The organism is Candidatus Zixiibacteriota bacterium (assembly GCA_035380245.1).
In the GTDB taxonomy this organism is placed as follows: Bacteria; Zixibacteria; MSB-5A5; order GN15; family FEB-12; genus DAOSXA01.
In genome coordinates, this window is record DAOSXA010000003.1 from 452,167 (window position 1) to 478,724 (window position 26,558).

Consider the following 26,558-nt stretch of genomic DNA (forward strand, 5'->3'; position numbering starts at 1 on the left):
TAACCGAGGTGACTATGTTACGAGCACGATGCCGGCATTTCAACAAGTCGGTGCCGGCGCGACTGATCGTTCTTAGTGTTCTTCTTATGGTTTGTGGGGCGGTGGGCAACGCAGACGACAAAGCGGCACAGGCTTTCTCCGACGGGGGATCGATCTGGTCGCATCCGCGTCTTGAGAGTCCGACCGACAGCGGCGTCCGGCCGATTCCGAGACACAGATATCAACCCGCAGGTGACATGGATCTCGATGGGAAACAGTGGCAGGCGTCGGACGAGACGCTGCTTCACGACTATTTCCTGCACGGTTTGAAAGTGTTCAAAATCAATGTCGATGGCCAGGTAGCAGCTTCCGATGTCAATGGCGACGGCAACTGCCTGGCGGTGGAAGACCTGGTCTTCCTTCAGAATATACTACGCGGAACAGCCGGTGAATATCTAGATCTTACCCCGGTGCGTCTGGCCTATGTAAATAATCACGATACCCTGATGATTGAACGTGCCGTTGGCGGGCTTTATATGGAAGTGCAGGGAGAGGCTGCGCCGGTGCTGTTGTCGCCGGTTATGTCTTTGGAATATGCCGTGGACAGTGGCATTACACATATCCTGGTAATGAGTGAGTCGGGGGAAAGCGCTTTCGGTAACATTCTGTATGTCCCCGGAGACTGGATTAGTTTGACCGCCTCCACGCCGGAGGGTACTCGCGTGGTATTGTACGATGAAGAACAAGGCAACCATGACAGTATCCAATAGAATCAACCTGCTGATTATTATATTGGTCTTCATTGGAATGATCGCTTTAATCGTTTCCTGCGATCAAGCTGACGAGGTGTATTTCTCCAGCCCGAGTTATCTTGACCAGCGCCCGGACACGACTCTCTGGGACAGCGTCAACCACATGACCGATTCCGGGATAAATGTTGTGATCGAATGCGAGCGCGGCGACGAACTGCGACCGCAGGGAGTGATACAGGGGCAGCACTGTTACGTTGACGTGTTAATCGATGTAAAAGGAACATTAATTGCCGGAATTGATCTTCTCCTCTGCTACAACGCCGGGGCATTATCTTTCCAGACCGCTGTGGCCGGTGAATTGATAGAGGGATGCGGTTGGGAGTATTTCAGTTACCGTTACGGTTCCGATCCCGAATCGGGTCTCCCCAGTGGTGTTGTTCACTTGGTGGCTATCGCTGAAATCAATAATGGCGCCAATCACCCGGATTGTTACGGTGTCGGTTACCCAGCGACAATCGGTGAATTGGATTTCTTGATTTCAAATGACCGTATTTATGAGGGCGCTTTTATTCCTATAACATTTTGCTGGCGAGACTGCGGCGATAATACTCTCGCCTTATACGAGGACAGCTCGAAGAATGAAATATATCAAGGCATAAGCCGACAGGTATGGGAGAGTGATGGAAAGGTATACACTCGAGCACTGTTGGAACCGGTTGGTTTCCCCAGCTATGAAGGCGCCCCGGACTCCTGTCTGGAACTGGTTTCTGATCATCCCGGACGAAGGGTGATTAATCTATTCAACGGCGGGGTGCAGATCGTTTGTGCCGACTCCGTTGAAACCGTAGGGGATGTTAACCTGAATGGCGAAACGTATGAAATTGCCGATGCGGTGCTATACGCCAATTATTTTATCCATGGGGAGAGTGTCTTTAAGGTCAATGTCGATGCCCAGATTGAGGCTTCGGATGTGAACCGTGACGGTGTTCCCCTGACCGTTCAGGATCTGGTATATCTCATTAATTACATCTGTGGGACTGCTCTGCCGATCGAGAAAATCAATCGGAGAGAAAGCCGGTATACCTGCGAAGGAGACACTCTTTGGATCGAAGATATGGTTGGAGGGCTTTATCTGAAAGCTCCGGGTGAGGTAATCCCGACGCTGTTGGCTGAGAACATGGAGATAAGATATGTAACCCGGGACGATACCACCTTCATACTCGTGAACAGTTTCCGATGCAATTCCGCCTCCGGTGACCTGCTCTATGTGCCGGGAGGCTGGTCTTATATTGAAGCCGTAGCTTCTGATGGTGGTGAGATATACTTCGACACAGGCACCGAGATGACAACCCTGTCCGCGACACCGAATCCGTTTGCTGATTCGGTGGTGTTTTCGTTCCGGTGGCCGTTTATCGATGATTACCTTATCCGTATTTATGACGTTGCCGGCGGAAGTGTGGGAGGAATCAAGGGAAAAGCATGCGGTATAGATCAAACCGTAGTGTGGCAAACTGAGAATATCAATACGGGAGTATTCTACGCCCGCTTGTATAATAATGATCGAGTGGTTGGATCGGTAACGCTGTTGAAGGGAGAATGATGATGGGAGGTCTCAGACAAATCGGACTGTGTGCGATACTTGTCGCGGGCTATGCAATAATCGGTTTAATTGTCTCCTGTGATCAGTCGGATGAGGTGTTCGTAACCGCTCCGAGTTATCAGGATCAAATCGATACTTCGTACTGGTCGCTATATGAAGGTGCTCTGGATACCGGATTGAGTGTCATTATTGAACTGGAAGATATAGATTATCCGAAGAATCCGGGAGTATTGGGCGGTCAACATTGCTTCGTTGATGTTATAGTAAAAGGCAACCAAGAGGTAATCACGGGATTTTCACTGTGTTTTACATATGATGCTCGTATAATTTCATTCCAGGAGGCGAGACCGGGCGAATTGGTTGAAAACTGTGATTGGGACCATTTCGATGATTACTATTTTGTAGAAACTGATGGAACGAATATTATCATGCTGGAAGCTCGCACCCAGACTGTGCTTGGCTTTCCACCAATGAAGGATGGCCATAGTAATCTCCCCATAAGAATCGCAACGCTTGATTTCCTGGTCAACGATGATCCGTATTGGGAGGGTTCCTATGCACCAATTCGTTTCTATTGGGTAAGCTGCAGTATAAATAGCCTGATAGTGTATGCCAATTCGGAGGCCGCAGAAGCCGTCATTGCTCGCGAGGGAACAGTGTGGGATTATAATGGTCTCAAGTATCTTCCTCTTTCAGTTGAGACGTTAGACCTCCCGTCACAATATGGGCTGCCGAACTCATGTTATCCTATCGACAGCAACTGTTTTGTCAACTTCGTCAACGGTGGTGTCATGACAGCGTTAGACTATCCTCAGCTCGATTATGGCGATATCGACGCCAATGGTCAGCCCAATGAGTTATCCGACGCAGACCTGTACCGGGATTATTTTCTTACGGGAACATCAGTGTTCACAGTGGATCCTGTGTCGCAGGAGCGCGCGACCGATGTCAATCGTGATGGGATTACGCTATCCATTGAGGACTTCATTTATTTGTACCGGTTAATCAACGGCACGGTTAAGGACTCTTCTTACTTATTCAACGACCACAGCTCCTTTTCGACGTTCGGAGATACTCTCCGGATCGAGAAGCCGGTGAGCGGGCTTTATTTAAAAGCGCCTGGCGATGTGACTCCGACTCTGCTGGCGCCGCAAATGGAGTTGCGGTACGCTGTCATTAACGATACCACAAACATCATAGTCTACTGTCCCTCCAGTGATTCAGCCTCGGGCGATCTGCTCTATGTGCCCGGGGGATGGTCGTATTTGAGGGCGGCTACACCCGACGGCGCCCAGATACTTCTGTACAACCCCGCGACAACGGTCAATCTGTCCGCGACACCGAATCCATTTGCTGATTCGGTGGTGTTTTCGTTCCGGTGGCCGTTTATCGAAGATTGCTTCATTTACGTATACAGCATAACCGGCAAGTGTGTGGAAGGGATGAGGGGTGAATCAGCTGTGGCAGATCAGAGTCTGGTATGGCACACCAAGAACATTGAGTCGGGAATCTACTACGCGCGTCTGTATAGAGACGACCGCCAGATCGACTCGATAACCTTACTGAAGGGAGAATGAAAATGGGGAGGCTTAAAACACCCGGATTTGTAGTCCTGATAGTATTGACCGGTGCAATAATCGGTTTAATTGTCTCGTGCGATCAGTCGGACAATATCTACTACCCAAGTTCCAGTTATTCCTCCGAACCTTCGGATGACGGGATCTGGAATACTATTAGCCAATTGAGTGAATCAGGTTTGGCTGTTGTTGTTGAGGTCGAACGAGGTGAGGATCCCAGTCAGCTTGGCGTAGAACCGGGTCAGCATTGTCAGGTTGATATCACGGTGGACACCCGGGGAGAACCGATGGATGCATTTGAAGTGATCGTTGTCTATGACTCTGCGGCCTTGACTCTGGAAGAAGCCTATCCCGGCGAACTGTACGACCTGTGCGACTGGGAGTTCTTCACGTCCCATGCTGTTGTAGGAGAAAGCTCGGGAGCCGGGTATCGAATAAGGGGCATTGCTAATCTGGTCGGTGATGATAATTCGGGAAATCCGACTTGTTATGGATCAGATGAACCCATTACAGTAGCCACGCTTAATTTTTTGGTGACGACCGAAGCACATTACGAGGGTAAGTTTAGTCCAATCATATTCACATGGGGATCGTGTGCGAGCAACTGTCTGTCCTTGCATACCAATGGATCATACCATAGAGCCTGTGAGAAACGTCTATGGGTGAGTGATGGTCACCGCTACAGCCTATGCTCTACGGAAGCGAATGGTTTCCCAACCGTCTACGGAATCACCGACGATTGCATCAGCTATGAGGGCATTGTACCGAGCAAGAGGCGGGTGGACTTCTTCACCGGCGGGGTGCTTATCAAAGGAGCAAATTCGCCCGTCGCCGTGGGGGATGTCAACCTCAACGGGACTCCTTGTGAGGATGAGGATATCGCTCTGTTCGCTAATTGTATCCTGCATGGAACCAGTGTGCTGGACATAGATTCTGTAGCTCAGACCGATGCTTCCGATGTAAACGTCGATGGCATTCCCCTAACCCTGCAGGATTTGGTCTACATGGTGAACATCAATCAGGAAAGAGCAAGACCTACACCACTTATTTCTCCTAAGCAGTGTGTGTATGGGTTCAGGGGTGACACGCTCTGGCTTTCGAGAGAAGTCTCCGGCCTCTACCTGGAAACGGAGACGGCGAGTATACCTGCTCTTCTCGCCCAAGGAATGCAGTTGGAGTATGCGTTCGACGGCGACATCGCACAGGTGTTATTGTTCAGTGCGTCGGGTGACTCGGCCTCCGGCGACCTTCTTGTGGTGTCGGGTGGCCTCTCATACATTGAAGCGGCCACGCCCGAAGGCGGGGAGATGCGGCTCTACACGGATACATATAGTGTTGAACTCTCAACTTCTCCCTGTCCTTTTACCGACTCGGTGTTGTTTTCGTTTGACTGGCCTTTTAACGAGGATTACCACTTGCAGATTTTCGATTCTTTCGGACATCAGGTAGGTGCTTATAAGGGTGCGTCAGTAGGGGAAATCCGCGAAGTGATATGGCAACCGAAGAATCTTTCAGGCGGACTCTATTATGCCTGGCTTTACCAAGGTGAACGCAAGGTTGGCTCAGTAACATTGATACGGGGAGAATGACAATGGGGGGGCTTAAAGCACCCGGATTTGTAGTCCTGATAGTATTGGCCGGTGCAATAATCGGTTTAGTTGTCTCATGCGATCAAGCGGACGAGGTGTTCATCACCGCTCCGAGTTATCAGGATCAAATCGATACCTCGTACTGGCGCTGGTTCGACGATGAGTTAAACTCCGGCCCGAGTGTGGTTATTGGGGCGGTACTCGGAATCGATGGCAGTCACTACGGAGTTCCGCCCGGCGCCGGCGTTGAGTCTTACGTAGCGTTGCGGGGTATTGACCGGTTGATCACCGCCTTTGACCTGCGCATTGCCTTCAACTCCGATGCTCTTGAGGTTACCCATACTGCCCCCGGTAATCTTATCACTAACGGCGAGTGGGAATACTTCAACATAGAGCGGAGCCAATGTCTCGAAAAAACCTGTTTCCATCTTACCGGAGTGACCTCAATCGATGGTGCTATGAGGAACGATGTAATAATTCGTTCGGCGAATCCCGTTGCGATAATCACCATGTCTTTCGATGTCTCGACTGATCGCGGCTATGACAACCAGGAAGTGCCTATTCGTTTTTATTGGGAAGACTGTTCCGATAACTGGATAAGGACCCTGACCGAAGAAGGGCTGGAGGAGACGGCCATCGGAGTCAAGTGGCGTGTGTTCGATGCGAGCGGCTGGTACTGGCTCAGCGACTTAATCGAGTTTGCCGGGTTCCCCTCGATTATCGGAGTCCCTAATTACTGCTGTGATTTAATTGACCACGATCGGCCGGTGAACCGAGTTCTTTGGTTCATCGACGGCGGAGTATCGATTGGGGAGAGCGAGCCGGACCCGATCCATGGTGATCTGAATCTGGATGGGTACCCCTACAGATCTGACGATGCGGCCCTCTTTGCCGACTATTTCGTTCAAGGCATGGAAGCATTCACCATCTGGCTGGAATACCAGGTTCAACAAAGCGATGTTAACTATGACGGGTGTTTCCTGACGATTGAAGACCTGGTTTATCTGTGGCGCCGCGTCAATCGCACTGAAAAGCACTTTGAACTGCTTGAGAAAGGCCATAGCGCCTTCACAACTATCGGCGATACGCTTCGGATCAAAAATCCAATCGGCGGATTGTACTTGGAAGCGCCGGGTGATGTGACTCCGACTCTGCTGGCGTCTCAAATGGAGATGCGGTTCACCGTCCGCGACGATACGACTCGTATCCTGCTGTACAGTCCTTCCAGCGACTCCGCCTCGGGCAACCTGCTCTATATGCCTGGGGGATGGTCGTCTATGAGGGCGGCGACGCCTGACGGCGCCGAGATGCTCCTGTACGATCCGGCGGCGACGATCACGCTGTCCGCGACACCGAATCCGTTCACCGACTCGACAGTCTTCAGTTTCGATTGGCCCTTCGCGCGAGATTATTGCATCCACCTTTACGATTTCACCGGCAGGGAGATTGATGGGGTAACCGGAGAAGGCGACAGCGTAGCGCGTACGGCCGTGTGGCGACCCGGTGCGCTGCCGGCAGGTGTGTACGAGGCGCGGTTGTATTGGCAAGGCCGAATGGCGGCCGCCACGAAGCTGCTCAAGAAGAACTGAGACTGCCCTGAGCTTTTTTCGTTTTGACGAAATTGTCCTTGAGAACTATATTAGTTCTGTATCATGTGCATTATGTGGAATGAAAGTTCTATAGGGAGCTAAGTCATAAGACGCAATACGGGCAATTGGTTGTTTTTTTTAGCGGCGGTTGTCCTGACCGTGGCTGTCTGGGGTTGCGGCCGGCAACACGCTACCACGGATTCGTTTGATGATGTGGCTATCGGTGATATCAACCTGGACGGTTATCCGTACACCATGGCCGATGCCGTGCTGTTTTCCAACTATTTCGTGCAGGGGACAGCGGTCTTTTCATCCGATCTGCACCGGCATATCCTTGCCGGCGATGTCAACCAAGACGGTGTTGCACTCGAAGTGTCCGACTTGCAATATCTCATTCGGATTCTAGTCGGTGATGCTGCTGATGTGTCGCAGCTACAACTAGAGAACGTTACTTATAGGATTGATGATACTCTGCTCTGGACCGACGATGCTGTTTCCGCAGTGTATATGGTGGCTCCCGGTGAGGTTTCTTTCTTAAGTGAAACCGATGAACTGACGTTGGAGTACGAATTCCGAGATGGCATGACCTATGTCTTGATGTACTCCCTGACCGGCAAGTCGGCGCAGGGCTACATCCTCTCTTTCTCTCGGCTCCAAGATGCGACACTTCAACTAGCGGCGCCGTCTGGTGCAGCCACTGCTGCAACACAACTTCCTTTGGCCGAGTCGGTCTACCTGGAACAGAACCACCCGAATCCGTTTACCGAGTCGACGATCATCTCATTCCATCTACCGGAGGCGGCCGATTATCATGTGGGAATCTACGACGTCGAGGGTCAGCCGGTTGGGGAGTACTCCGGACATGCCGAGGCCGGCGTTGTGAACTTCGAATGGTCGGGAGCGGGGCATGCTCCGGGCGTTTATTTCTATCGCCTCGAGGTCAACGGCGAGAGCTTTGTGAAGAAGATGATTCTGCTTTAGGGTTGTTGAATTACTTCCGCAAGGACACAATCACTGGGGGAGACAAGCCCCCCGCCTGCGCGATTGAAAGCCTGAAGTTCGCATAGCGGGCGGCCTTGCGTCGCCTGCATCACCGTTAAGTTTTGTTCAATTCCCGCGCGTGCGACATTTTCATCAGTTCGTTAGGCTTCGCACCGGGAGTTTTCTTACCAGATACCCAGGACATCCTTGGCCAGGTCGGAGGCCATTTCCCTTGGATTCCAGGGGGGATCCCAGACAAGAGTGATCTCGACCTCAGTCACGCCGTCGACCGAAGCCGCCGCTTCATGAGTCAAGTGCAGCAGGGTCTCACCGTAGGGGCAGGCAGGAGTGGTCAGAGTCATTTTGATCTTAACTTTACCGTCCGGTTCGACCATCACATCATAGATCAAACCAAGATCGACCAGCCCCAGACCGATCTCCGGATCCAGCACCGGCTTCAACGCCGTTAATATCTCTTCATTGGTAGGCAGCGGCATATCGATAATCCGTTTATTGCTTATTCAGTGGTGGTTTTATCGCCGTGTTGGTTGTGTCCCGATTCCCAGTTGTCCAGCCCCTGGATCAAGGTAACCCAGGCCAGCAGGGCGCATTTAATACGGACCGGGAACTGACGTACTCCCTTGAGGGCGTCGATATCACCTAGATCATCGGGGATTTCGACTTCTTCACCCTTAAGCAGTTTCTTGACCAGTTCGGCGATGCGCTTGGCCTCTTCAATCGTCTTTCCCTTAACTATCTCTGCCAGCATGGAGCCGGAGGCGACCGAAATAGCACAGCCCTTGCAGCCGACATGGATGTTCTTCAGGATGTCTCCTTCGACCTCGACCTGCATTTCCAGTTCGTCGCCGCAGGAGGGATTGTGTCCGTCGGAGGCAATGTCTACCTTCTGCAGCGGGTCTTTGCCGCGAGGAGCGCGGTAGTGATCCAGGATGATCTCCCGGTACATGTCGTCAAGTTGTTCACTCATACCCCAAAATATCTCCTCATCTCAATCAATGCTTCGACCAGTCGGTCGATATCCGACTCCGTATTGTAAATGTACAACGAAGCGCGCGCCGTGGCAACCTTGCCGAGTATCCGCAACAGCGGCTGGGCGCAATGATGCCCGGCGCGAATCGCTATTCCCTTGGAGTCGAGGAAGGTGCTGATATCGTGCGGGTGCAGGTCGGGATCGGTGAACGAAATCGCTCCTCCGCGTCCCCTGGCTTCCTGCGGTCCCTGAATCTCAAGCCCCGGAATTTCAGCCAGACGCTTGAGAGCATAGTCAGTCAGATATTCTTCATGTTCGCGGATGCGTTCCATCCCGAGGCTTTCTAGATAGGAAAGGGCGGCGTCAAACGCCACCACGTCCGCAATGTTGGGTGTGCCGGCCTCGAACTTGTGCGGCAGTTCGGCCCAGGTGATTTTATCGAAATACACCTGGTCGATCATCTCACCGCCCATGTTGAACGGCGGCATTGCTTCAAGCAACTCGCGACGACCGTACAAGACTCCCACACCGGTCGGTCCGAGCATTTTATGCGATGAAAACGCGTAGAAATCGACACCCAGTTCCTTGATGTTGATCGGCAGGTGCGGCGCTGCTTGAGCCCCGTCGCCGAGCATCACCGCTCCGACCGCGTGAGCTTTCTGAGCCAGGATAGCGATCGGGTTGATCGTGCCGAGAACATTGGACATGTGTGTCACTGCCACCAGCCTGGTTTTCTCAGTGATGATATCATCGATATGACTCAGGTCCAGATGGCCGCAGAAAGTGATCGGAATTCGTTTCAGTACCGCGTTTTTACGCTTCGCCAGCATTACCCAGGGGACGAGATTGGCATGATGCTCCATTTCGGAGATGACGATTTCGTCGCCTTCCCTGATGTTGGTCTCACCCCAGGTATAAGCCAGTAGATTTATCCCTTCGGTGGTGCCGGCGGTGAAGATCACTTCATCCGGATCTACTCCACCGATGAACTCGGCCGTGTGTCGCCGGGTGTGCTCGTAAGCGGCAGTCGCTTTCTCGGCCAGGAAATGCAGGCCGCGATGGATATTCGCGTTCTGCTTGCGGTAGTATTCCGATATTGCGTCTATCACCACCCGAGGCTTTTGTGAGGTGGCGGCGCTGTCGAGGTATACCAGATCATGGCCGTTGACCGTTTCCTTCAGGATTGGGAAATCCTCGCGGATGCGATCATGATCCAGACGGCAGGGCGAGTTGTCCGTGCCGATTACGACGTTGTTTCTCGAGTTCGTTTGCATCAAATTCAAACCTCTTGGCGTGTTACCTCGGGTCTACTCGACCTTTACGAAAACTTCATCGTTCTCGATCTTGATTTCCATAGGGTCGATTCCCACAACAGCCGGGGGAGCGGCAACCTCGCCGGTTTCGATGTTGAACCGGGCGCCATGGCGCGGGCAGACCACTTCCTGGCCGCGCAATTCTCCACCCGAGATCGGGGCTGAATCGTGCGAACATTCATCCGTCAGGGCAAACCAGCCCTTGGCGGTATGGCAGACCAGAATACGGTCATAGCCAACCTCAAATCCCTTCATGGAGCCTTCGGGAATGTCGCCGATCTTAGCGACTTTGACGAATTTCGACATTATATATCCTCCAGGCGTTGCATGACATAATCAGTGATTCGATCCTTCAGATCTCCGGGCAGGCGATCCAGAGTCGAAGCGACAAAACCGGCAACGATGATCCGAACCGCTGTCGACTGGTCGATACCGCGAGCTTTGAGATAGAAAATCGCTTCCGGATCGATTTGGCCCACCGTAGCGCCGTGACTGCAACGAACATCCTCGTTCAGAATTTCCAGCTCGGGAATTGTCTCCGCCTTGGCTCCACGATTTAAGAGAAGATTACGATTCTCCTGATACGCTTCACAGGTCTTGGCGCTGTGGTCGATTCTGATGAGACCGGTGTAGGCCGAGTTGGCCTTGTCGCGCACCACTACCTTGAAGTCGATATTCGATGTCGTTTCTCCGACGGCATGGTGATGCAGGGTGTGGTTGTCGAAGTGCTGGTGTTCTTTGCCGAACAACAGGCCGTACATGTTGCTTTCGGAATTTTTCCCGTTGAGAGTCACGCCGTAACTGGCTTTGGAGAGAGAAGAGCCGAAAGCCAGAGGAATGGTCAGCATGGTTGCACCTGCTTCGATTTGTGCCCGGTGGGTCAGGTAGCACAGCATGCCGTTTTCGTGGCGTTGGACTGTTACGTAGCGTGTACGGCTGTTGGCCAAACCAAAGATTTCTACGGCGCCGTTGCCGTAGGATACGCCATTGTCAATATCCGGTGCGCCGCCGCTGTATTCATCCACGAGGGTGACCTCGGCATTTTCTCCAATCACGGTAAGCAGGCGCGGGAATTGTACCGAATTAGCCAGACCGGATTCGCGCATGAGATGAATCGGCTGTTCGATCGTCTTGCCGTTCGGGACATAGATGAATATACCGTCGTTCCAGAGGGCACCGTTCATGGCCTCGAATTTGCCGGTGGCTGAATTGACTAATTTGTACAGGTATTTTTCGACCAGTTCGCTGTGAGTTTCCACCGCTTCCGAAAGACGGCAGATCACCACGCCTGCTTTGTCGAGTGACTCGGAAGTTTCGATTATAATCTCACGCCCCCCCAGGTCCAGCACCAGACCGGATAAATGACCATCGGCGAGTTGTCGGTGCAGGTCGGCATGGATTTGATCGCGGTTTTTATCGAAGGCTGTATCGGTTATGGCATTCCGATCTATCAGGTATTTGCTCGGATCGGTGTAGCGCCAGAAATGCAGTCCTCGACGGGGGAGAGGCATGGCATTGAAATCATCGCGGGACTGATAGCGGCGATTCCTGAGCCATTTCGGTCCTCGTTCCAACTCGGGAGCGATGTCCGGAATGGTGTGGATCGCGTCGTTTTCTTTTTGCACGGTTGTCATCCTATCGATCCCTCCATTTCCAACTCGATCAGGCGATTCAACTCGACCGCGTATTCCAGCGGCAACTCCTTGGTGAACGGCTCCATGAAGCCGTTTACGATCAGCAGGCGGGCATCGTCCTCGGACAAGCCCCGGCTGGTCAGGTAGAAGAGCTGTTCTTCCGCAACTTTGGAAACACGCGCTTCGTGCTCGATCTTGACCTCGTCGTTGTCGATTTCCATGGTCGGGTAGGTGTCGCTACGAGCGTCCTCACCGATCAACAGAGCGTCGCATTCCACGGAGGTTTTGGTGTTCACGGCGTTTTTGTACACTTTCACCAAACCCCGGTAAGAGGCGCGGCCGTCGTCCTTGGAGATCGACTTGGAGGTGATGCGCGATGAGGTGTTAGGGGCTGCATGGATCACTTTGGCTCCGGCGTCCTGATGCTGTTTCGTACCGGCGAAAGCCACCGAAAGAATTTCACCTCGGGCTCCTTCGCCCAGAAGCTGGATACAGGGATATTTCATCGTAAGGCGCGAGCCAAGATTGCCGTCAACCCATTCGACCGTCGCGTTCTTGTAGGCCGAGGCTCGCTTGGTCACCAGGTTGAAGATGTTCCGGGACCAGTTTTGAATTGTCGTATAGCGAATGGAAGCATCTTCGAGGGCAATCACTTCAACCACCGCCGCGTGCAGTGAATCGGTTGAATAAACCGGTGCGGTGCAACCCTCGATGTAATGAACCCGGGCACCCTTGTCGGCGATAATCAGGGTTCGCTCGAACTGGCCCATGTTTTCGGCGTTGATGCGGAAATAAGCCTGTAGCGGGATTTTGACGTCGATTCCCGGTGGTACGTAGATGAACGATCCGCCCGACCAGACGGCGGTGTTAAGAGCCGCGAACTTGTTGTCCAGAGCCGGGATCACCGATCCGAAATACTTCTTCATGATCTCCGGTTGTTCACGAAGTCCGCTGTCCATATCGAGAAAAATGATCCCCTGTTTTTTGAGCTCTTCCTTCATCGAGTGGTAGACCACTTCGGACTCGTATTGAGCCGAGACACCGCCCAGGAAGGTTTTCTCTGCTTCAGGAATGCCGAGCTTATCGAAAGTGTTCTTGATATACTCCGGGACATCATCCCAGGAGGTTTTCTGCGAGTCAATCGGCTTCATGAAGTAGTAGATGTTGTCGAAGTCGATCTCTTTCAGTATCTCGGTGCTGCCCCAGTCCGGCATCGGCTTCGATAGAAAAATGTCCAGCGCTTCGTGGCGAATGTCGGCCATCCAGCGCGGTTCGTTTTTCATTCGCGAGATCATCTCGACCACTTCGTGATTGATGCCCCGGGCTCCCTTGTGGAAATAGTCCACCGGATCGTGGAAGCCATACTTGGTCGCGAAATCCTCGCCGAGCCGTTGCAGGTCCTGGTTCTGTTGATTTATTTTATCGGACATCGGTTACGCTCCAGACTTAGCGGCCGTCTCCTGTTCCACCCATTCGTAGCCCTCGTCCTCGAGTTTGAGAGCCAACTCAGGACCGCCCGTCATAACCAGCTTGCCGTCCATCATGACATGGACCTGATCCGGTTTGACGTAATTGAGCAGACGTTGATAGTGGGTTACCAGCAGGATGCCGTTCCGGTCGTTGTGAAAACGATTGATCCCCTCGGAAACCGTCTTTAGGGCATCGATATCGAGTCCCGAGTCGGTTTCATCGAGCAGGGCGATCTTGGGATTGAGCATCGACATCTGAAGAATCTCGATCCGTTTTTTCTCACCGCCGGAGAAACCGTCGTTGAGATAACGGGTGGCGAATGACTCGTCAATCGAGAGCGCCTTCATTTCTGACTTGAACAGCTTGCGGAAGTCACTCATGTCAGCGTCTTTGCCCCGGTGCGACTGTAGCGCTGCCCGCATGAAATTAGCCACCGTCACGCCCGGTACGGCCAGCGGGTACTGGAAGGCCAGGAACATCCCGGCCCGCGAGCGTTCATCCGATTCCATCTCGAGAATATTCTCTCCGTCCAGACGCGCTTCACCCTGGGTGATGCGATAGGACGGATGACCCATCAGGGCGTTGGAAAGGGAGGATTTGCCGGAACCGTTCTTGCCCATGATGGCATGAATTTCTCCCGGCATGATGCTCAGAGACACGCCACGGACCACTTCTTTGCCTTCGACTTCGACGTGTATATCTCTAAACTCGAACAAAGGTTTATCGGCCATTTCAAATCAGTCCTTATTATGAACGTTACATCAAACTCGTGTCTGTTTGCCGGTTCTCCGTGGAAGCTTTTTGCTCTTTGGTGTGTCCAGCTTGATTATCTTCAGCGGCGGGGGGCAGGCTTTCGGTATGATGCCGTCGATCAGATCCTGCAACGTGGTTTCCATCAGGAAAGTTGCTACATAACCTGCCAAACCGCCTAATACATCGTGCACCGAGCACTTGCTGCCATGCACGCATTTTTCCTGATTCCCGGTCATTTTGCTACAATGGTCGGGATCGATCAGGGGCCCGCCCAGACCGATGATGACCTCATGGAGGTTGATCTCGGACGGTTTTCGTGTAATCCAAAATCCGCCGTTGCGACCTCGTTCAGCCGCGACCAGCTCGGTTTTACGCAACATTGACAACAGCTTGGAGGCATACGGAACGGAAATTCCCTCCGCTTCGGCAATGTCGGAAATGGACATCTGTTTCCCCTTGCCGGCGCGGGCCAGGGTAAGGAGACAGCGAAGTCCGTATTCTTCTGTTGCTGATACTCTCATCTCGTTTTCCAAATCAGTTCAAATACTACCAAATTGGTCGAGCAATATATAATACTTTACAAATATGTAAAGTATTTTCTTTAACCGTATGCTTAAAAAAAGGTTCCGGTTGATTTCATGTTTTCCGGGATTATATTGGCAGGTGTTGTGATTGAGGTTGAACCGGCCGAACCGCAAGGATTTGGCCGACCGAGCGGAGAAACATCATAGACTGGGTTAACGCCATTGGGCTGGCCTTTGCGCTGGCTTTTGATGCCTTTGCCGTAGCTGTAGCGGTGGGGATCAAAGCGGGAAAGATCGACCGCTGGACGGTCTTTCGTCTGAGTTGGCATTTCGGTTTCATGCAATTCGGGATGCCGGTGGTCGGTTATCTGGCCGGTGAGTTCATTGTCAAATACGTAGGTTCTCTGGGCAATTGGATGGCAGCGGCGATTCTGTTCGTCATCGGCGTTCGGGCCATCTGGGAGCAGTTCAAACCGGAAGAGGAGCAATGGCACGGTGATCCGACCCGCGGCGTGAGCCTGATCGTGCTGATGTTTGCTACCTCAATCGATGCTCTGGCGGCCGGTTTGTCGCTGGCCCTGATCGGGACGGAGATTCTGAGTCCGGCGCTGTTGATCGGCGTAGTGGCGGCGGCGATGACGATTGTCGGTCTGGTTTTCGGCCGTGCTTTAGGATTACGTTTCTCTCGTTCAGCGGCGATTTTTGGCGGATTGATTCTGATCGGCCTGGCCGTCAAAACGGTTCTTTAAGGTTTATTCATCCATGCGGGGGCGTACGCTCTTATATTCAGTAAGAAACGACTGTAATACGGCGACGCAAGGCCGCCCGCTATGCGAGTTTAGGATTCATTAATGCGTAGCGGCGGGGCTTGTCTCCGTCGCAGAAAATGTTTTTCAACGCTCGTTGAGATCCCGGCTGCTCACAACACTCGCAACATGTATGCTTTACTTACTTGCTCGTATCGACGTATGTCACCGTCACACCGCGTGCCTGGAGTGCTGGAATGTAGGTGTTGATCGACTCGGCTGAAAGCGGGTTGCTTTCGAGTTTGACCACATCCCCTTCTCCGAGACCGGTGTTGTTGACCAACGGCAAGATATCCTCAATGTTGTTCCAGCGCAGGTCAGTAATCGTAAGACTAGTTAATCCGGTTAGTGAATTGAGATCTGATATACTGTTATAGCTGAGATACACTTCTTCCAGATCGGTTTGCGACGACAGGCTGCTGATGTCGGTAAGGCTCATGTTTGTCATTTCGGCAATTTTCAATTTAGAGATCATGCCGGACATGAATGCGATCGAGTGACCCGGTGTCGCGGAGATATTAAGATATTCAAGATCCGTAAGACTCTGCAGAGGAGAGAAGTCGGTCACCTGGGTGTAATGCAGCCGGACCGTTGTCAAGCCGGTCAAATAGGCGATGGGTGAAATGTCGGAGATAGGACAAGTGTTTACGTCCAACTGTAGCAGATTGGTCAGACCGGTGAGGGGCAAAATGCTGGTGATCTCGTTGTCGGGAAGCCCCAGTCCCCAGAGGTGGATCAGTCCGCCGAGGGGAGTGACATCAGATATTTCGTTGCCGCGCAGAAGAATCACGCCCAGGGATGTCACGTACTCCAGGCCGCTCAGATCGGTAATGCCGGCCTCTTCGCACCATAACTCGGTTATCGTGTCCAGATCGCTGGCATACAAAGGTGACGTCGGGATGCCGATGTGCTCTCGAATGATCGAATCAAGAGCGTCGTCGGTGAATGTCACCGCGGCGTTTTCAGGCAAGTCAGCCCGTACGCAGTTTGACAGATCCGACCAGTTATTCTGGTCGTCGTAGGCTTTCAGGGCGAAGTAGTAAGTCGTTCCGGGATCCAGGTCGACCAGAGTCCCGGACTGGGTCAGGCCGGCCGGTACCGGAAGAACCAGACTGTCGATCGGCTGGGCCTGACTGAAATTCTCCGGTGTGATGCTGTCCAGCGCGCCGCGGAAGTCATAACCGCTCACCATGTCGCTGTCACCATCGTCACCCGGAGCGGTCCACGAGAAACTGACGGAAGTCGTGGTGAAACTAGTGATAGTCAGGTCCGTCACTGTTCCGGGTGGGATATTGTCAACAGGTTCATCAACATCATCAGTGCCTTTATCGGAGCAGGAAAGAAACAGCGCTCCGGTTATCGTTAACATGGCGAGAAGCAGAGCGATAAGAGCCGTTTGAATGATTTTGTATAATTGCACTGACGAGTAATTCATGGATAGCAACCTCCTGGATATGGACTTCTTTCTATATGTAGCCAATAAGCTGTCCCGCGCCGATTCTGTCAAGGGGATTGGGGGGAACAAACCCCTCAGGTTGTCGTCGCGGCGCTGTCGCACACCCAACCCGTGGACGGGTGAGCCACCGACATCTGCCGTTCACGGAACGGTTTGCGCTCCGGCGGCGGCATGGCCGGCAACCCAGCCCGTCGAAAAGGCCGCCTGAAGATTGTAGCCGCCGGTGTCGCCGTTGATGTCCAGCACCTCGCCGGCAAAGAACAAGCCCGGTACGCGTTTGGAGGCCATCGTTTTGGGATTAACCTCTTTCAGGCTGACGCCGCCCGCGGTGACGGTCGCTTCGTTGTAACCGCGATGGCCGCGGATTTCGAGCATGAATCCTTTCAACCAGCGTCGCAGACGCTTGCGTTCCTCGCCGGTAATCTGGTTGGCGGGCTTTTCTCCCGAGACTCCTGTGTGACGGCAGCAAAGCGGGATCATGCGATTAGGCAACAGATTCTTCAAAAGGGTTTGGAGCTGTCGTTGACCGTGTTCCTGAATGTCTCGCAGAAGGCATGCATCCAAACTGGCTTCATCGAGAGTGGGCTGCAAATCTATCACCACCTTGACCTGTTGTCCCGCCGCGAGGGCGTCGACCGCCGACAAACTGAGCGACAGAATGATCGGTCCCGACACGCCAAAGTGAGTGAACAACATGTCGCCGACGCGGTGGGCTACGCGTTTATCGTCAACGAGGATGGTGGCTCGAACGTCCTGCAGGGACAATCCCTGGAGTTCGGCTGCTTCCGGTCCTGAAGTCTCCAGCGGTACGAGGGCCGGTCGGGTGGGCACGATGGTGTGACCCAGACTGGCGGCCAGACGGTAGCCGTCGCCGGTTGACCCGGTGGCAGGGTAGGAGGCCCCGCCGGTGGCGAGGATGACCGCCGAGGCGGGGAGGATTTCGCCGTCTGCGACCTGCACTGAGATCGACTCCCCCTCGCTCAGGATTGACTCGACTGCGCAGTTGGTTCGCGTGACGACGCCGAGGCGTGCGGCCTGGTCGACGAGGGCGTCGACCACCGCCGTGGCGCTGTCGCCTTCGGGGAAGACTTTCCCGTTCTCCTCGGTCTTGACCGTCACGCCGAACGACTTCATTAACTTCACGAGGTCGTCGGAGAAGAAGCGGGCGAAGGCCTGGTGGAGGAATTTCCCCTGCGGTCCGAAGTGACTTATGAATTCTCGCTTCTCGGCGATATTGGTCAGGTTGCAGCGGCCTTTGCCGGTGATGCGCAGCTTGCGTCCAGGACGTGTCATCTTTTCGAGGATGACAACCGGCGCGCCGCAACGGGCGGCCTCGGCCGCGGCCATGAGACCGGCGGCTCCGCCGCCGATAACGATGACGGGCGGCTTAGCTGAGGGCATAGGGTTGTTCATGGCCCAATGAAGTGTCCGCGCTCCGCCCCTGTCAAGGGGAATGGGGGGAGGGATACCCCACCCGTGGACGGGTGGGCCACCAGCGATGTGGACACCCGTTCGCAGGGACAAGGAGAAGACGAGGATGTTTGCCGCCCACGAAATGATTTTTTCAACGCTTCCCTCGGGAGGGACTTGCGTACAACCGGGCTTCGGTGCCCCACCCCTCGGGTGGGATTCGCGAAGCGAAGTTTTGACAACACACCTACGAGCCTTCGGCCCGGTGTGGCTGCTGCAGGGGCATACGAGACGTCTGCCCCCCACGGAATTTGTGAATGTCGAAACCTGGGCGGTTTCGACTTCATCTCTGGATACCGGCCTTCGCCGGCATGACGTTTCGTGAGGGGCGTTGTAGGATGGACAGGCATGCGATTATCTGGAGACGGGAGCCCACCTGAAAGGTGGGCCACAACTTCCGGGTATTCTGATTGACTCCGCGATCCATATTCTGTAAATTGCATCTAATAGGTGAGAACATCGGGGGAGAGGTCTCCGATGGGGAAGCACCTATCGGTGGACTACGAACCAATCGAATATACGGTTTGGCTCATAATCCGGAGGATATCCAAACGAGTCTCGTAGCGGTGAACTGAAATGACTACGCACCTTGTGAGGATACCCTTAGTCATGGTCATAGTGCCGGAGCAATGAGAGGTGATGAGCAATGAGTAATGATTTGATCAACATTGGGCGGGCGCAAGAGCACTGGAGTGTCTCTAGGACGCGCCTCTTGAAATACACGATTGAGATGTACCACAAGGGACTAAATGAGCACAAACTTGTGTCTGCACCGAATCGTGCCATGCTCAATAACAAGGTTAATCTGCAGGCGCAGAAATGGGCCGACAAATGGAAGGTTGTCGACTCAAAGCGGCAAGCCGCTGCAGCAAGGGAAGCGAGCCTTGAAGAAGCAAACTCAAGAACAGTAGACGCGGCTGAATCCCTGAGGCAGATTGACAACCTTCTCATTCACACTTTGTCTGTCGACGACAGAGTCGATTGGGAAAGCCTGAAGATACGCGATCAGTATCCTGAGCAACCACCGGCCAAACCGACCAAGAAGAGCGAGAAGGAATCCCCGCCCAGACCGAACAGAGAATCGGCCGAGTATACCCCTGTCTTTACCTTTCTTGAGAAACTGCTCAAGCGGAAGAAGCAAATGAGGATTCAAGAGTTTGAGAACAAGTTCGCGGCGGCTGTCTCGGAGTGGGAAACACAAAGCTCTGCTGTTGAGGAGTACAACAATCAACTGGATAGGGATTTCGAAGATGAGCTGAAACACTGGGAGGAAGATGTTGCGGAGTGGGAAAAGAGAAAGAGTGCATTCTTGCAAGAGCAAGCGGATTTCAACGCGGAAGTCGATCAAATGAAGGAGAAGTATCTGGAGCGCAATGCCGATTCGATCACTGAGTATTGCGAAATGGTTTTGAACAACTCAGAATATCCTGATTCGTTTCCGAAGAACTTCGAATTGGAGTACTCCCCAGAAAGCAAGATACTGATTCTGGAGTATGAATTTCCTGGAATAGAATGCCTTCCGAGAGTCAAGGAAGTGAAGTACATAGCATCCAGGAAGGAGCTCAAGGAGTCCTATATCTCCGAGTCTCAAATGAACAGGATGTTTGACGATGCCATGTACAAGGTCACTCTTAGGACCATTCACGAATTGTTCGAAGCAGATGTTGCTGATGCAGTCGACGCCATTTCGTTCAACGGGTGGGTGAAGGCCGTCAACAGGGCAACAGGCAAAGAAGAAACCAACTGTATTCTCAGCATACAAGTGAAGAAGGGGGAGTTTACGGAGATTGACCTGTCAAATGTCGACTCCAAAGCGTGCTTCAAGAACCTGAAAGGTGTTGCAAGCAGCAAACTGAGCAGTCTGACTCCCGTGCAGCCCATTTTACAAATCAGCAGAACTGATAAGCGATTTGTCGAGGCATATGCTGTTGCTGACAAGATCGATGCCTCAACCAATTTGGCAGCAATGGATTGGGAGGATTTTGAGCATCTGATTAGAGAGTTGTTCGAGAAGGAGTTTCAAACTGCGGGCGGTGAAGTCAAGGTAACTCAAGCAAGCAGGGATGGTGGTGTTGATGCAATCGCATTTGATCCCGATCCAATTCGTGGGGGAAAAATCGTCATTCAAGCGAAAAGATATACTAATACCGTTGGAGTCTCTGCAGTTCGTGATCTATACGGCACTGTAATGAATGAAGGAGCTACCAAGGGTATTCTGGTTTCTACAGCCGATTATGGCCCGGACGCGTATGAGTTTGCCAAGGGCAAACCACTAACCTTGTTGAGTGGGTCGAACCTGTTACATTTGTTGGAGAAACACGGCCATCACGCAAGAATCGATTTGAGAGAAGCCAAGAGAATTCTGGCCGAAGAGAACGAATAGCCGTACAACTACCTGATTTATGTAGTCTCCAGTTTGAGGCATCGTAATCTTTCCTGCTATCCCTGCCGGGAAGCGGAGCCTTTGGCCCAGGACGATTCAACATAGTCCTCACATGCTCTGCCGCGTGGCTGCAGGCGGTGCTTCCCCCCCCTCCTCCAAAATTCCGCCCCGCCGCTGTTGATCTTGCTGGCCTAGTACAGTATAATGTCCTCCATGAAGCGGCTGTCGGGAACCGCTCCGGCAGCCTTTGAGTGGATATGAGTATTGTACTATAAAGCGAGATAACTTATGAAAGAACTCCTTTCCGGAAACGAGGCGATCGCTCGCGGTGTCTGGGAAGCCGGTGTGCGTTTAGCCGCGGCCTACCCCGGAACCCCCTCGACCGAAATCCTCGAGACTATCGCCCGTCGCTACCGGGATATCTATGCCCAATGGTCACCGAACGAGAAGGTCGCTTACGAGGTAGGCATCGGTGCCTCGCTCGGCGGCGCGCGCGCCCTCGTGACGATGAAACACGTGGGTGTCAACGTAGCGGCCGACCCGTTCATGACCCATGCCTATACCGGAGTCAACGGCGGGTTCGTGCTCGTTTCGGCCGACGACCCCGAAATGCACTCCTCCCAGAACGAACAGGACAATCGCTATTACGCCAAGTTCGCCAAGGTCCCGATGTTCGAGCCCTCGGACTCGGCCGAAGCGAAAGAGATGGTCAAAAAGGCGTACGAGATTTCCGAAGAATACGACACGCCGGTGCTGTTCCGGGTAACGACCCGTATCTCCCATTCCAAGGGAGTTGTCGAAATGGGTGACCGCAAGGTCCCGGAGCAGGTGCAGTTCGAGAAGAATCCATCAAAATACGTTATGGTCCCGGCCAACGCTCGCGGCCGCCATGTGGCGGTGCTCGAACGGCTCGAAAAGCTGCGCGAGTATACGGAAACCTGTCCGTGGAACACGGTCGAGAACAACGGTTCCAAAGTCGGTATCATAACCGGCGGAATTTCTTATCAATACTGCAAGGAAGTGGCTCCCGATCTCGATTATCTCAAGCTCGGTTTCAGCTATCCGCTGCCGATGAAGAAAATCGAGGCGTTTATCAAGGCGCACGACAAGGTGCTCGTGATCGAAGAGTTGGAGCCTTTCTACGAAGAACAAATTCGCGCGGCCGGGTTCCCGGTCGAAGGGAAAAAGTTCACCGGTCCGCGCGGGGAACTTTCGCCGCATCGCGTAGCGAAAGCGCTGCACGAGGCGGGAGTGATCGACGAAACGGTCGCGGCGGCGATCCCGCCCGAAGAAAATATGTTCCCACGGCCGCCGGTGCTTTGTCCCGGCTGTCCGCATCGGGGCATGTTCATGGCTCTGAAAAAGCTCAAGGTGGCGGTGAACGGCGATATCGGTTGCTATACCTTAGGGGTGCTGCAGCCGCTCAATGCGCTCGATAGCTGCATCTGCATGGGGGCCTCGATCGGCAACGCTATCGGTATGACTCGGGTCGACGGCTCCAGGAAAGGGACCGTGGCCGTGATCGGTGACTCCACTTTCCTGCATTCCGGCGTGACCGGTCTCATGGACGCCGTCTACAACCAGAGCAATGTCACCGTGATCATTCTGGACAACAGCATCACGGCCATGACCGGCGGGCAGGAACATCCCGCAACCGGCCATACCCTGATGGGCGATCCGGCCGGTAAGGTCGATCTGTTCAAGCTGTGTGAGGCGCTGGGCGTGAAATCGGTGGTGGGCGTCGATCCTTACAACTACGAAGCCTGCCTCAAGACGGTTCAGGACGAAATGGCCAAAGCGGAGCCCTCGGTAATCATTACCAACCGTCCCTGTGTCCTGATGCCGAAACGGATCATGAATGAGCCTTATGTCGTCGATCTCGATACCTGCAACGGTTGTTCGGCCTGTTTCCGGATCTCCTGCCCGGCTATCGCGGCGGCCGAGGAGACCAATGAGCACGGCAATCCCAAAGCCTTGATCGACGAAACTCTCTGCACCGGCTGCACCCTGTGTGCGCAGATCTGTCCGGTGGAGGCGATTCACCTCAAGTCCAAGACCGTGAAAGCGTAGGTGAAGCGATGGAAAATAAAAACTACAACATTCTGATAGTGGGCGTCGGCGGCCAGGGAGTTCTTCTGGCCTCGGAGTTGATATCGGAAGCGGCGATGATGCACGGATTCGATGTCAAGAAATCCGAAGTCCACGGTATGTCACAGCGCGGGGGAGTGGTCTCCACGCACGTCAAGATCGGACCGAAAGTTTATTCCCCGACTATCGAATACGGTCAAGTCGACGTGGTGATGGCGTTCGAGGCGGCTGAAGGCCTCCGGGCGCTGGACTGGATGAAGAAGGACGGCGTGGCGATCGTCTCGACCAGTCGCATCGTGCCGGCTATCGTGACGTCCTCGAAGCAGTTCTCCTATCCCGACGATCCGGTCGCGACGATGCGCAAGAAGGCGGCCAATGTGATCGCGGTCGATGCGGACCGGATTGCTCATGAACTGGGTAATCCGCGTCTCGTGAATACGATCCTGTTAGGGGTGCTGTCGAACCATTTGCCGTTCGATTTGTCGCTCTGGCAGGAGACGATCAAGACCAAGGTCAAGCCGAAGTTCGTGGATATCAACCTTCAGGCTTTTGATCGCGGTCGCGCCCTGAAGCTGGAAGACACCCCCGTCTGATAGCATCATGGAAAACGGACTGATTATAATCAATCCCGGTTCCACTTCGACCAAGATGGCTCTGTTCGACGGCGACGTGCTCGTCGCCGAACAGACTATCCGGCACGACGGAGCCGAACTAAGCCGGTTCGACAATGTTACCGACCAATTCGATTTTCGCATGCAGGCGATCGATGCCTGGATCGACTCGCTCGATCTGCCGAAGGGACAACCGAAGGCGGTAATCGGACGCGGCGCTCCGTTACGACCGCTCGAAGGCGGCACGTATAAAATTACCGACCTGCTTCTCGACGATCTGCGAACGATGCGGTGGTCCAACCATGCCTCGAACCTCGGATCGATCATTGCCGAACATCTCGGTCGTCGTTACGGCATTCCCAGCATGATTGCCGATCCCGTTACCGTGGACAATTTCATCGAGGTGGCCCGCATTTCGGGGGTACCGGAAATCGAACGCAAGTGCCGGGTGCATGCTCTCAATATCAAAGAGGTTTGTCGCCGCGAGGCGGAGAAACTCGGGAAAAAACTGACCGAGGTCAATTTCGTGGCCGTACACATGGGAGGCGGCATATCGGTGGCGGCGCTGCAGAGAGGGAAGGTTATCGATGTCAATGATGCCCTCCACGGTATGGGGCCGTTTTCACCGGACCGGGCCGGAGCGTTGCCGATAGGCGGGCTGGTCAAGCTCTGTTTCTCGGGCAAGTACGACGAAAAACAGCTAATGGCCAAACTGTCCCGGGAATCGGGACTGACGGCCTATGTCGGTAGTTCGGATCTGCGCGAGGTAGAGAAGATGATCGAGGCCGGGGATGAAAAGGCCCTGCTTTATTTCAACGCGATGGCTTACCAGATCGCCAAGGAGATCGGTCAGGCGGCGGTGGCGCTGGCCGGAAAGTTCGAGGCGATCGTGATGACCGGCGGTATGGCCAATTCCCGGCGGCTGGTTGACGAGATTCAAAAATACTGCGGTTTCCTGGGGAAGGTGATTGTCGTTCCGGGCGAATTCGAGATGGAAGCGCTGGCGGCGGCGGGAATGCGCTTCCTGCGCGGCGAAGAACAGCTCAAGGAGTATTGAGCCAATGACGGATAAACCGATACAGTCCGCCGATGAAATCATCGCGCGGGCGATTGCGATAGCGAACGAAGGCCGTAAAAAGCGAGTGGCCGTGGCGGCGGCGCAGGATGCCGATGTGATCGGAGCGGTTGCGCAGGCCCAGGCCGATGGATTTCTGGATGCCACTCTGGTGGGCGACGGCGAGAAGATTAAAGCGCTGGCCAATGAGCACGGAATCGATATCGGCCGTCTGGAACTGGTCAACGAACCGGATGTTCCCACGGCGGCGCATAAAGCGGTGGCGCTGGCGTCCGCCGGAAACGCCGATGCGATCATGAAGGGCTTTCTGCCGACTTCGGCGCTGCTGAAAGCCGTGCTGGATAAACGTTACGGTCTGCGGGGCGACAACACCCTGAGTCATTGCGCGGTGTTGGATATTCCGGGGCGTCACAAGCTGCTGAATTTCACCGACGGCGGTATGGTGGTTCGGCCCGATCCTGCGACCAAGTATCAAATTATCGAGAATGCCGTTCTGGTGGCGCAGGCGCTGGGATTGTCGCCGGTGAAGGTAGCAGTGTCGGCTACGGTCAAGAAAGCCACCAAGACGATTCCACACACCATGACGGATGTCGATTATGTTATTCCCGAAGCCCGCAAACGGTTGAACGATGTCCTGATTGCCGGTCCGATGCCGGTCGATATTGCCATGTCGCCCGAGGCGGCCAAGGCTTACGGAGTGACCGACCCGGTGGCGGGAGACGCCGATGTGTTCGTCGTCGATTCGATCGAGGAATGCAACATCATCTGCAAATCGCTTTTCCAATTCCCCAAGGCGATTTTCTCCGGTGTGATTGTCGGCGCCCGTGTGCCGGTCTCGCTGGTGTCGCGCACCGATACGGTCAAGAACAAGAAATCATCGCTGGCTTTGGCCTGTCTGCTGGCCGATTACTACGCTCTCAATGATGTGTTCGGCAAGGGGGAGAATTGACATGAACGACACGCGCATTATTCCGGATGTGAGTAATTTCGAAGAACTACTGGACCGCGCCAAAGCTCGAACCGCCGAAAAGAAGCCGCGAGCGGCGCTGGTGGTCCCCTCGGCGGTTCCCTGGCTGCGAGCCGCAGCACAAGCGGTGGAGCAGGGGATAATCGATCTGACCGTTGTCGGCGACGAGAAGCTGTATCATGACAAATGCCGTGAGGCCGAAGTCTCACTCGATGTTCCGGTGATCGATATCAATCAACCGGATCAGGCGTTCGTTACGGCGGCCCAGATGGCGGCCAAAGGCGACCTTGACCTGATCATCAAGGGACGCGGCGATACGATCGAGTTTCTGCAGTTGATGTTGAGTAAGGATGCCGGATTCCGGGTCAAGGGGCGCAAGGTTTCGCATATCTCCGTGATCAAGCCGGAAGCCTATCCCAAGCTGTTGCTTATGACCGACTCGGGTGTAACGCCGGAACCGGACCTGGCGTGGAAAGTGGCGCTGGCGGGAAATCTGATTTCGTTTTGTCATGCGATCGGGATCGACCAGCCGCGCCTTGCGGCGATTTGTGCCGTTGAGGCTATATACCCCGGAATGAGGGCGACGGTCGAAGCGGCTGCTTTGGCCAAAATGTCCGAGCGAGGCCAGATCAAGGGTGGTTTCGTGGATGGCCCGCTGTCGTTCGATTGTGCTGTCGATCCGGTGGCGGCGGCCGCGAAAGGGATCGCTAAATCCGAGGTCGCCGGGCAGGCGGATGGTATGATAGCGCCGACGGTCGAGACCGCCAACGGGGTATACAAGGTTATGGCGCTGTATGGAAATGCGGCTACCGGCGGATTGCTGGTGGGCGGCAAAGTTCCCGTGGCGCTGGCTAACCGCTGGGATACGGTAGCGAGTCGCTTTAACTCTATCGTACTGGCCGTTTTAGCGGCTGTTGCCTGATTTCTTGCCGGATGGGAGCGGGCGGTCA

At 54.0% G+C, this 26,558-nt stretch carries 23 protein-coding genes; 13 read left to right on the forward strand and 10 right to left on the reverse strand.

All coding sequences use genetic code 11. From position 1 onward, the window contains the following. The first annotated feature begins 14 nt into the window (after positions 1-14). The 6 genes from PLF13_12215 to PLF13_12240 all read left to right on the forward strand — a co-directional run bounded on the left by PLF13_12215 (position 15) and on the right by PLF13_12240 (position 8,067). Positions 15-749, forward strand: a complete 735-nt coding sequence (locus PLF13_12215; GenBank protein HOP08044.1) for a hypothetical protein — start codon at positions 15-17, stop codon at positions 747-749. After that, complete coding sequence (locus PLF13_12220) at positions 715-2,331, forward strand: hypothetical protein (protein ID HOP08045.1); 1,617 nt, start codon at positions 715-717, stop codon at positions 2,329-2,331. The genes PLF13_12215 and PLF13_12220 overlap by 35 nt, the downstream gene beginning before the upstream one ends. Positions 2,332-2,333: 2 nt before the next feature. Further along, entirely contained in the window at positions 2,334-3,908 is a 1,575-nt protein-coding gene (locus PLF13_12225; GenBank protein ID HOP08046.1) for a hypothetical protein, read from the forward strand. A gap of 2 nt (positions 3,909-3,910) precedes the next feature. Continuing rightward, positions 3,911-5,497, forward strand: a complete 1,587-nt coding sequence (locus PLF13_12230; GenBank protein HOP08047.1) for a hypothetical protein — start codon at positions 3,911-3,913, stop codon at positions 5,495-5,497. Positions 5,498-5,499: 2 nt separating this feature from the next. Beyond that, positions 5,500-7,086, forward strand: a complete 1,587-nt coding sequence (locus PLF13_12235; GenBank protein HOP08048.1) for a hypothetical protein — start codon at positions 5,500-5,502, stop codon at positions 7,084-7,086. A gap of 129 nt (positions 7,087-7,215) precedes the next feature. Then, complete coding sequence (locus PLF13_12240) at positions 7,216-8,067, forward strand: T9SS type A sorting domain-containing protein (GenBank protein HOP08049.1); 852 nt, start codon at positions 7,216-7,218, stop codon at positions 8,065-8,067. A gap of 185 nt (positions 8,068-8,252) precedes the next feature. Here the strand turns inward: PLF13_12240 and PLF13_12245 are convergent, their stop codons facing one another. The 8 genes from PLF13_12245 to PLF13_12280 are packed head-to-tail and all read right to left on the reverse strand — an operon-like array spanning position 8,253 to position 14,749. Beyond that, positions 8,253-8,564 (reverse strand): iron-sulfur cluster assembly protein, encoded by a 312-nt coding sequence (locus PLF13_12245; protein HOP08050.1) that lies wholly within the window; start codon positions 8,562-8,564, stop codon positions 8,253-8,255. A gap of 20 nt (positions 8,565-8,584) precedes the next feature. Continuing rightward, entirely contained in the window at positions 8,585-9,055 is a 471-nt protein-coding gene (locus PLF13_12250) for an SUF system NifU family Fe-S cluster assembly protein (protein HOP08051.1), read from the reverse strand. Beyond that, positions 9,052-10,332: a cysteine desulfurase gene (locus PLF13_12255; GenBank protein HOP08052.1), complete on the reverse strand. Its 1,281-nt coding sequence runs from the start codon at positions 10,330-10,332 to the stop codon at positions 9,052-9,054. Before PLF13_12255 ends, PLF13_12250 begins: the two co-directional genes overlap by 4 nt. A gap of 33 nt (positions 10,333-10,365) precedes the next feature. After that, entirely contained in the window at positions 10,366-10,677 is a 312-nt protein-coding gene (locus PLF13_12260) for a Rieske 2Fe-2S domain-containing protein (protein HOP08053.1), read from the reverse strand. Then, positions 10,677-12,005: a Fe-S cluster assembly protein SufD gene (sufD, locus tag PLF13_12265; protein HOP08054.1), complete on the reverse strand. Its 1,329-nt coding sequence runs from the start codon at positions 12,003-12,005 to the stop codon at positions 10,677-10,679. Before sufD ends, PLF13_12260 begins: the two co-directional genes overlap by 1 nt. Then, a complete protein-coding gene (gene sufB, locus PLF13_12270; GenBank protein ID HOP08055.1) occupies positions 12,002-13,435 on the reverse strand; it encodes a Fe-S cluster assembly protein SufB in 1,434 nt (477 codons plus the stop codon). Before sufB ends, sufD begins: the two co-directional genes overlap by 4 nt. 3 nt (positions 13,436-13,438) lie before the next feature. Further along, positions 13,439-14,206: a Fe-S cluster assembly ATPase SufC gene (gene sufC, locus PLF13_12275; GenBank protein ID HOP08056.1), complete on the reverse strand. Its 768-nt coding sequence runs from the start codon at positions 14,204-14,206 to the stop codon at positions 13,439-13,441. A 30-nt stretch (positions 14,207-14,236) separates the two neighbouring features. Next, complete coding sequence (locus tag PLF13_12280; protein ID HOP08057.1) at positions 14,237-14,749, reverse strand: Rrf2 family transcriptional regulator; 513 nt, start codon at positions 14,747-14,749, stop codon at positions 14,237-14,239. 275 nt (positions 14,750-15,024) lie between these two features. Here PLF13_12280 and PLF13_12285 point away from each other — a divergent pair, with 275 nt between their 5' ends. Continuing rightward, positions 15,025-15,501 carry a manganese efflux pump MntP family protein gene (locus PLF13_12285; GenBank protein HOP08058.1) on the forward strand — a complete coding sequence of 159 codons (477 nt, stop codon included), beginning with the start codon at positions 15,025-15,027 and terminating at the stop codon, positions 15,499-15,501. Between the two features lie 199 nt (positions 15,502-15,700). Here the strand turns inward: PLF13_12285 and PLF13_12290 are convergent, their stop codons facing one another. Then, on the reverse strand, positions 15,701-16,993 hold the full coding sequence (locus PLF13_12290; protein ID HOP08059.1) for a hypothetical protein: 1,293 nt from the start codon (positions 16,991-16,993) through the stop codon (positions 15,701-15,703). 162 nt (positions 16,994-17,155) lie between these two features. Continuing rightward, positions 17,156-18,415 carry an NAD(P)/FAD-dependent oxidoreductase gene (locus PLF13_12295; GenBank protein HOP08060.1) on the reverse strand — a complete coding sequence of 420 codons (1,260 nt, stop codon included), beginning with the start codon at positions 18,413-18,415 and terminating at the stop codon, positions 17,156-17,158. Between the two features lie 781 nt (positions 18,416-19,196). Between PLF13_12295 and PLF13_12300 the strand changes: the two genes are divergently transcribed. The 6 genes from PLF13_12300 (at position 19,197) to PLF13_12325 (ending at position 26,530) form a co-directional block, all read left to right on the forward strand. Continuing rightward, a complete protein-coding gene (locus tag PLF13_12300; GenBank protein ID HOP08061.1) occupies positions 19,197-20,867 on the forward strand; it encodes a restriction endonuclease in 1,671 nt (556 codons plus the stop codon). Positions 20,868-21,155: 288 nt separating this feature from the next. Further along, a complete protein-coding gene (gene iorA / locus PLF13_12305) occupies positions 21,156-22,937 on the forward strand; it encodes an indolepyruvate ferredoxin oxidoreductase subunit alpha (GenBank protein ID HOP08062.1) in 1,782 nt (593 codons plus the stop codon). An 8-nt stretch (positions 22,938-22,945) separates the two neighbouring features. Further along, a complete protein-coding gene (locus tag PLF13_12310) occupies positions 22,946-23,548 on the forward strand; it encodes an indolepyruvate oxidoreductase subunit beta (protein ID HOP08063.1) in 603 nt (200 codons plus the stop codon). 7 nt (positions 23,549-23,555) lie between these two features. Then, the gene (gene buk, locus PLF13_12315) at positions 23,556-24,623 is read left to right on the forward strand and encodes a butyrate kinase (GenBank protein ID HOP08064.1); all 1,068 of its coding nucleotides are present in this window, start codon (positions 23,556-23,558) and stop codon (positions 24,621-24,623) included. 4 nt (positions 24,624-24,627) lie between these two features. Beyond that, on the forward strand, positions 24,628-25,590 hold the full coding sequence (locus tag PLF13_12320) for a phosphate acyltransferase (protein ID HOP08065.1): 963 nt from the start codon (positions 24,628-24,630) through the stop codon (positions 25,588-25,590). A 1-nt stretch (position 25,591) separates the two neighbouring features. Beyond that, complete coding sequence (locus PLF13_12325) at positions 25,592-26,530, forward strand: phosphate acyltransferase (protein HOP08066.1); 939 nt, start codon at positions 25,592-25,594, stop codon at positions 26,528-26,530. The last annotated feature ends 28 nt before the right edge of the window (positions 26,531-26,558 follow it).

Excerpts from the sequence above, each read along its gene's own strand:
- PLF13_12215 (HOP08044.1), top strand. The coding sequence starts at position 15 with ATGTTACGAGCACGATGCCGGCATTTCAACAAGTCGGTGCCGGCGCGA.
- PLF13_12220 (HOP08045.1), top strand. The coding sequence starts at position 715 with ATGAAGAACAAGGCAACCATGACAGTATCCAATAGAATCAACCTGCTG.
- PLF13_12225 (HOP08046.1), top strand. The coding sequence starts at position 2,334 with ATGGGAGGTCTCAGACAAATCGGACTGTGTGCGATACTTGTCGCGGGC.
- PLF13_12230 (HOP08047.1), top strand. The coding sequence starts at position 3,911 with ATGGGGAGGCTTAAAACACCCGGATTTGTAGTCCTGATAGTATTGACC.
- PLF13_12235 (HOP08048.1), top strand. The coding sequence starts at position 5,500 with ATGGGGGGGCTTAAAGCACCCGGATTTGTAGTCCTGATAGTATTGGCC.
- PLF13_12245 (HOP08050.1), bottom strand. The coding sequence starts at position 8,564 with ATGCCGCTGCCTACCAATGAAGAGATATTAACGGCGTTGAAGCCGGTG.
- PLF13_12250 (HOP08051.1), bottom strand. The coding sequence starts at position 9,055 with ATGAGTGAACAACTTGACGACATGTACCGGGAGATCATCCTGGATCAC.
- PLF13_12255 (HOP08052.1), bottom strand. The coding sequence starts at position 10,332 with ATGCAAACGAACTCGAGAAACAACGTCGTAATCGGCACGGACAACTCG.
- PLF13_12260 (HOP08053.1), bottom strand. The coding sequence starts at position 10,677 with ATGTCGAAATTCGTCAAAGTCGCTAAGATCGGCGACATTCCCGAAGGC.
- sufD (HOP08054.1), bottom strand. The coding sequence starts at position 12,005 with ATGACAACCGTGCAAAAAGAAAACGACGCGATCCACACCATTCCGGAC.
- sufB (HOP08055.1), bottom strand. The coding sequence starts at position 13,435 with ATGTCCGATAAAATAAATCAACAGAACCAGGACCTGCAACGGCTCGGC.
- sufC (HOP08056.1), bottom strand. The coding sequence starts at position 14,206 with ATGGCCGATAAACCTTTGTTCGAGTTTAGAGATATACACGTCGAAGTC.
- PLF13_12280 (HOP08057.1), bottom strand. The coding sequence starts at position 14,749 with ATGAGAGTATCAGCAACAGAAGAATACGGACTTCGCTGTCTCCTTACC.
- PLF13_12290 (HOP08059.1), bottom strand. The coding sequence starts at position 16,993 with ATGAATTACTCGTCAGTGCAATTATACAAAATCATTCAAACGGCTCTT.
- PLF13_12295 (HOP08060.1), bottom strand. The coding sequence starts at position 18,415 with ATGCCCTCAGCTAAGCCGCCCGTCATCGTTATCGGCGGCGGAGCCGCC.
- iorA (HOP08062.1), top strand. The coding sequence starts at position 21,156 with ATGAAAGAACTCCTTTCCGGAAACGAGGCGATCGCTCGCGGTGTCTGG.
- PLF13_12310 (HOP08063.1), top strand. The coding sequence starts at position 22,946 with ATGGAAAATAAAAACTACAACATTCTGATAGTGGGCGTCGGCGGCCAG.
- buk (HOP08064.1), top strand. The coding sequence starts at position 23,556 with ATGGAAAACGGACTGATTATAATCAATCCCGGTTCCACTTCGACCAAG.
- PLF13_12320 (HOP08065.1), top strand. The coding sequence starts at position 24,628 with ATGACGGATAAACCGATACAGTCCGCCGATGAAATCATCGCGCGGGCG.
- PLF13_12325 (HOP08066.1), top strand. The coding sequence starts at position 25,592 with ATGAACGACACGCGCATTATTCCGGATGTGAGTAATTTCGAAGAACTA.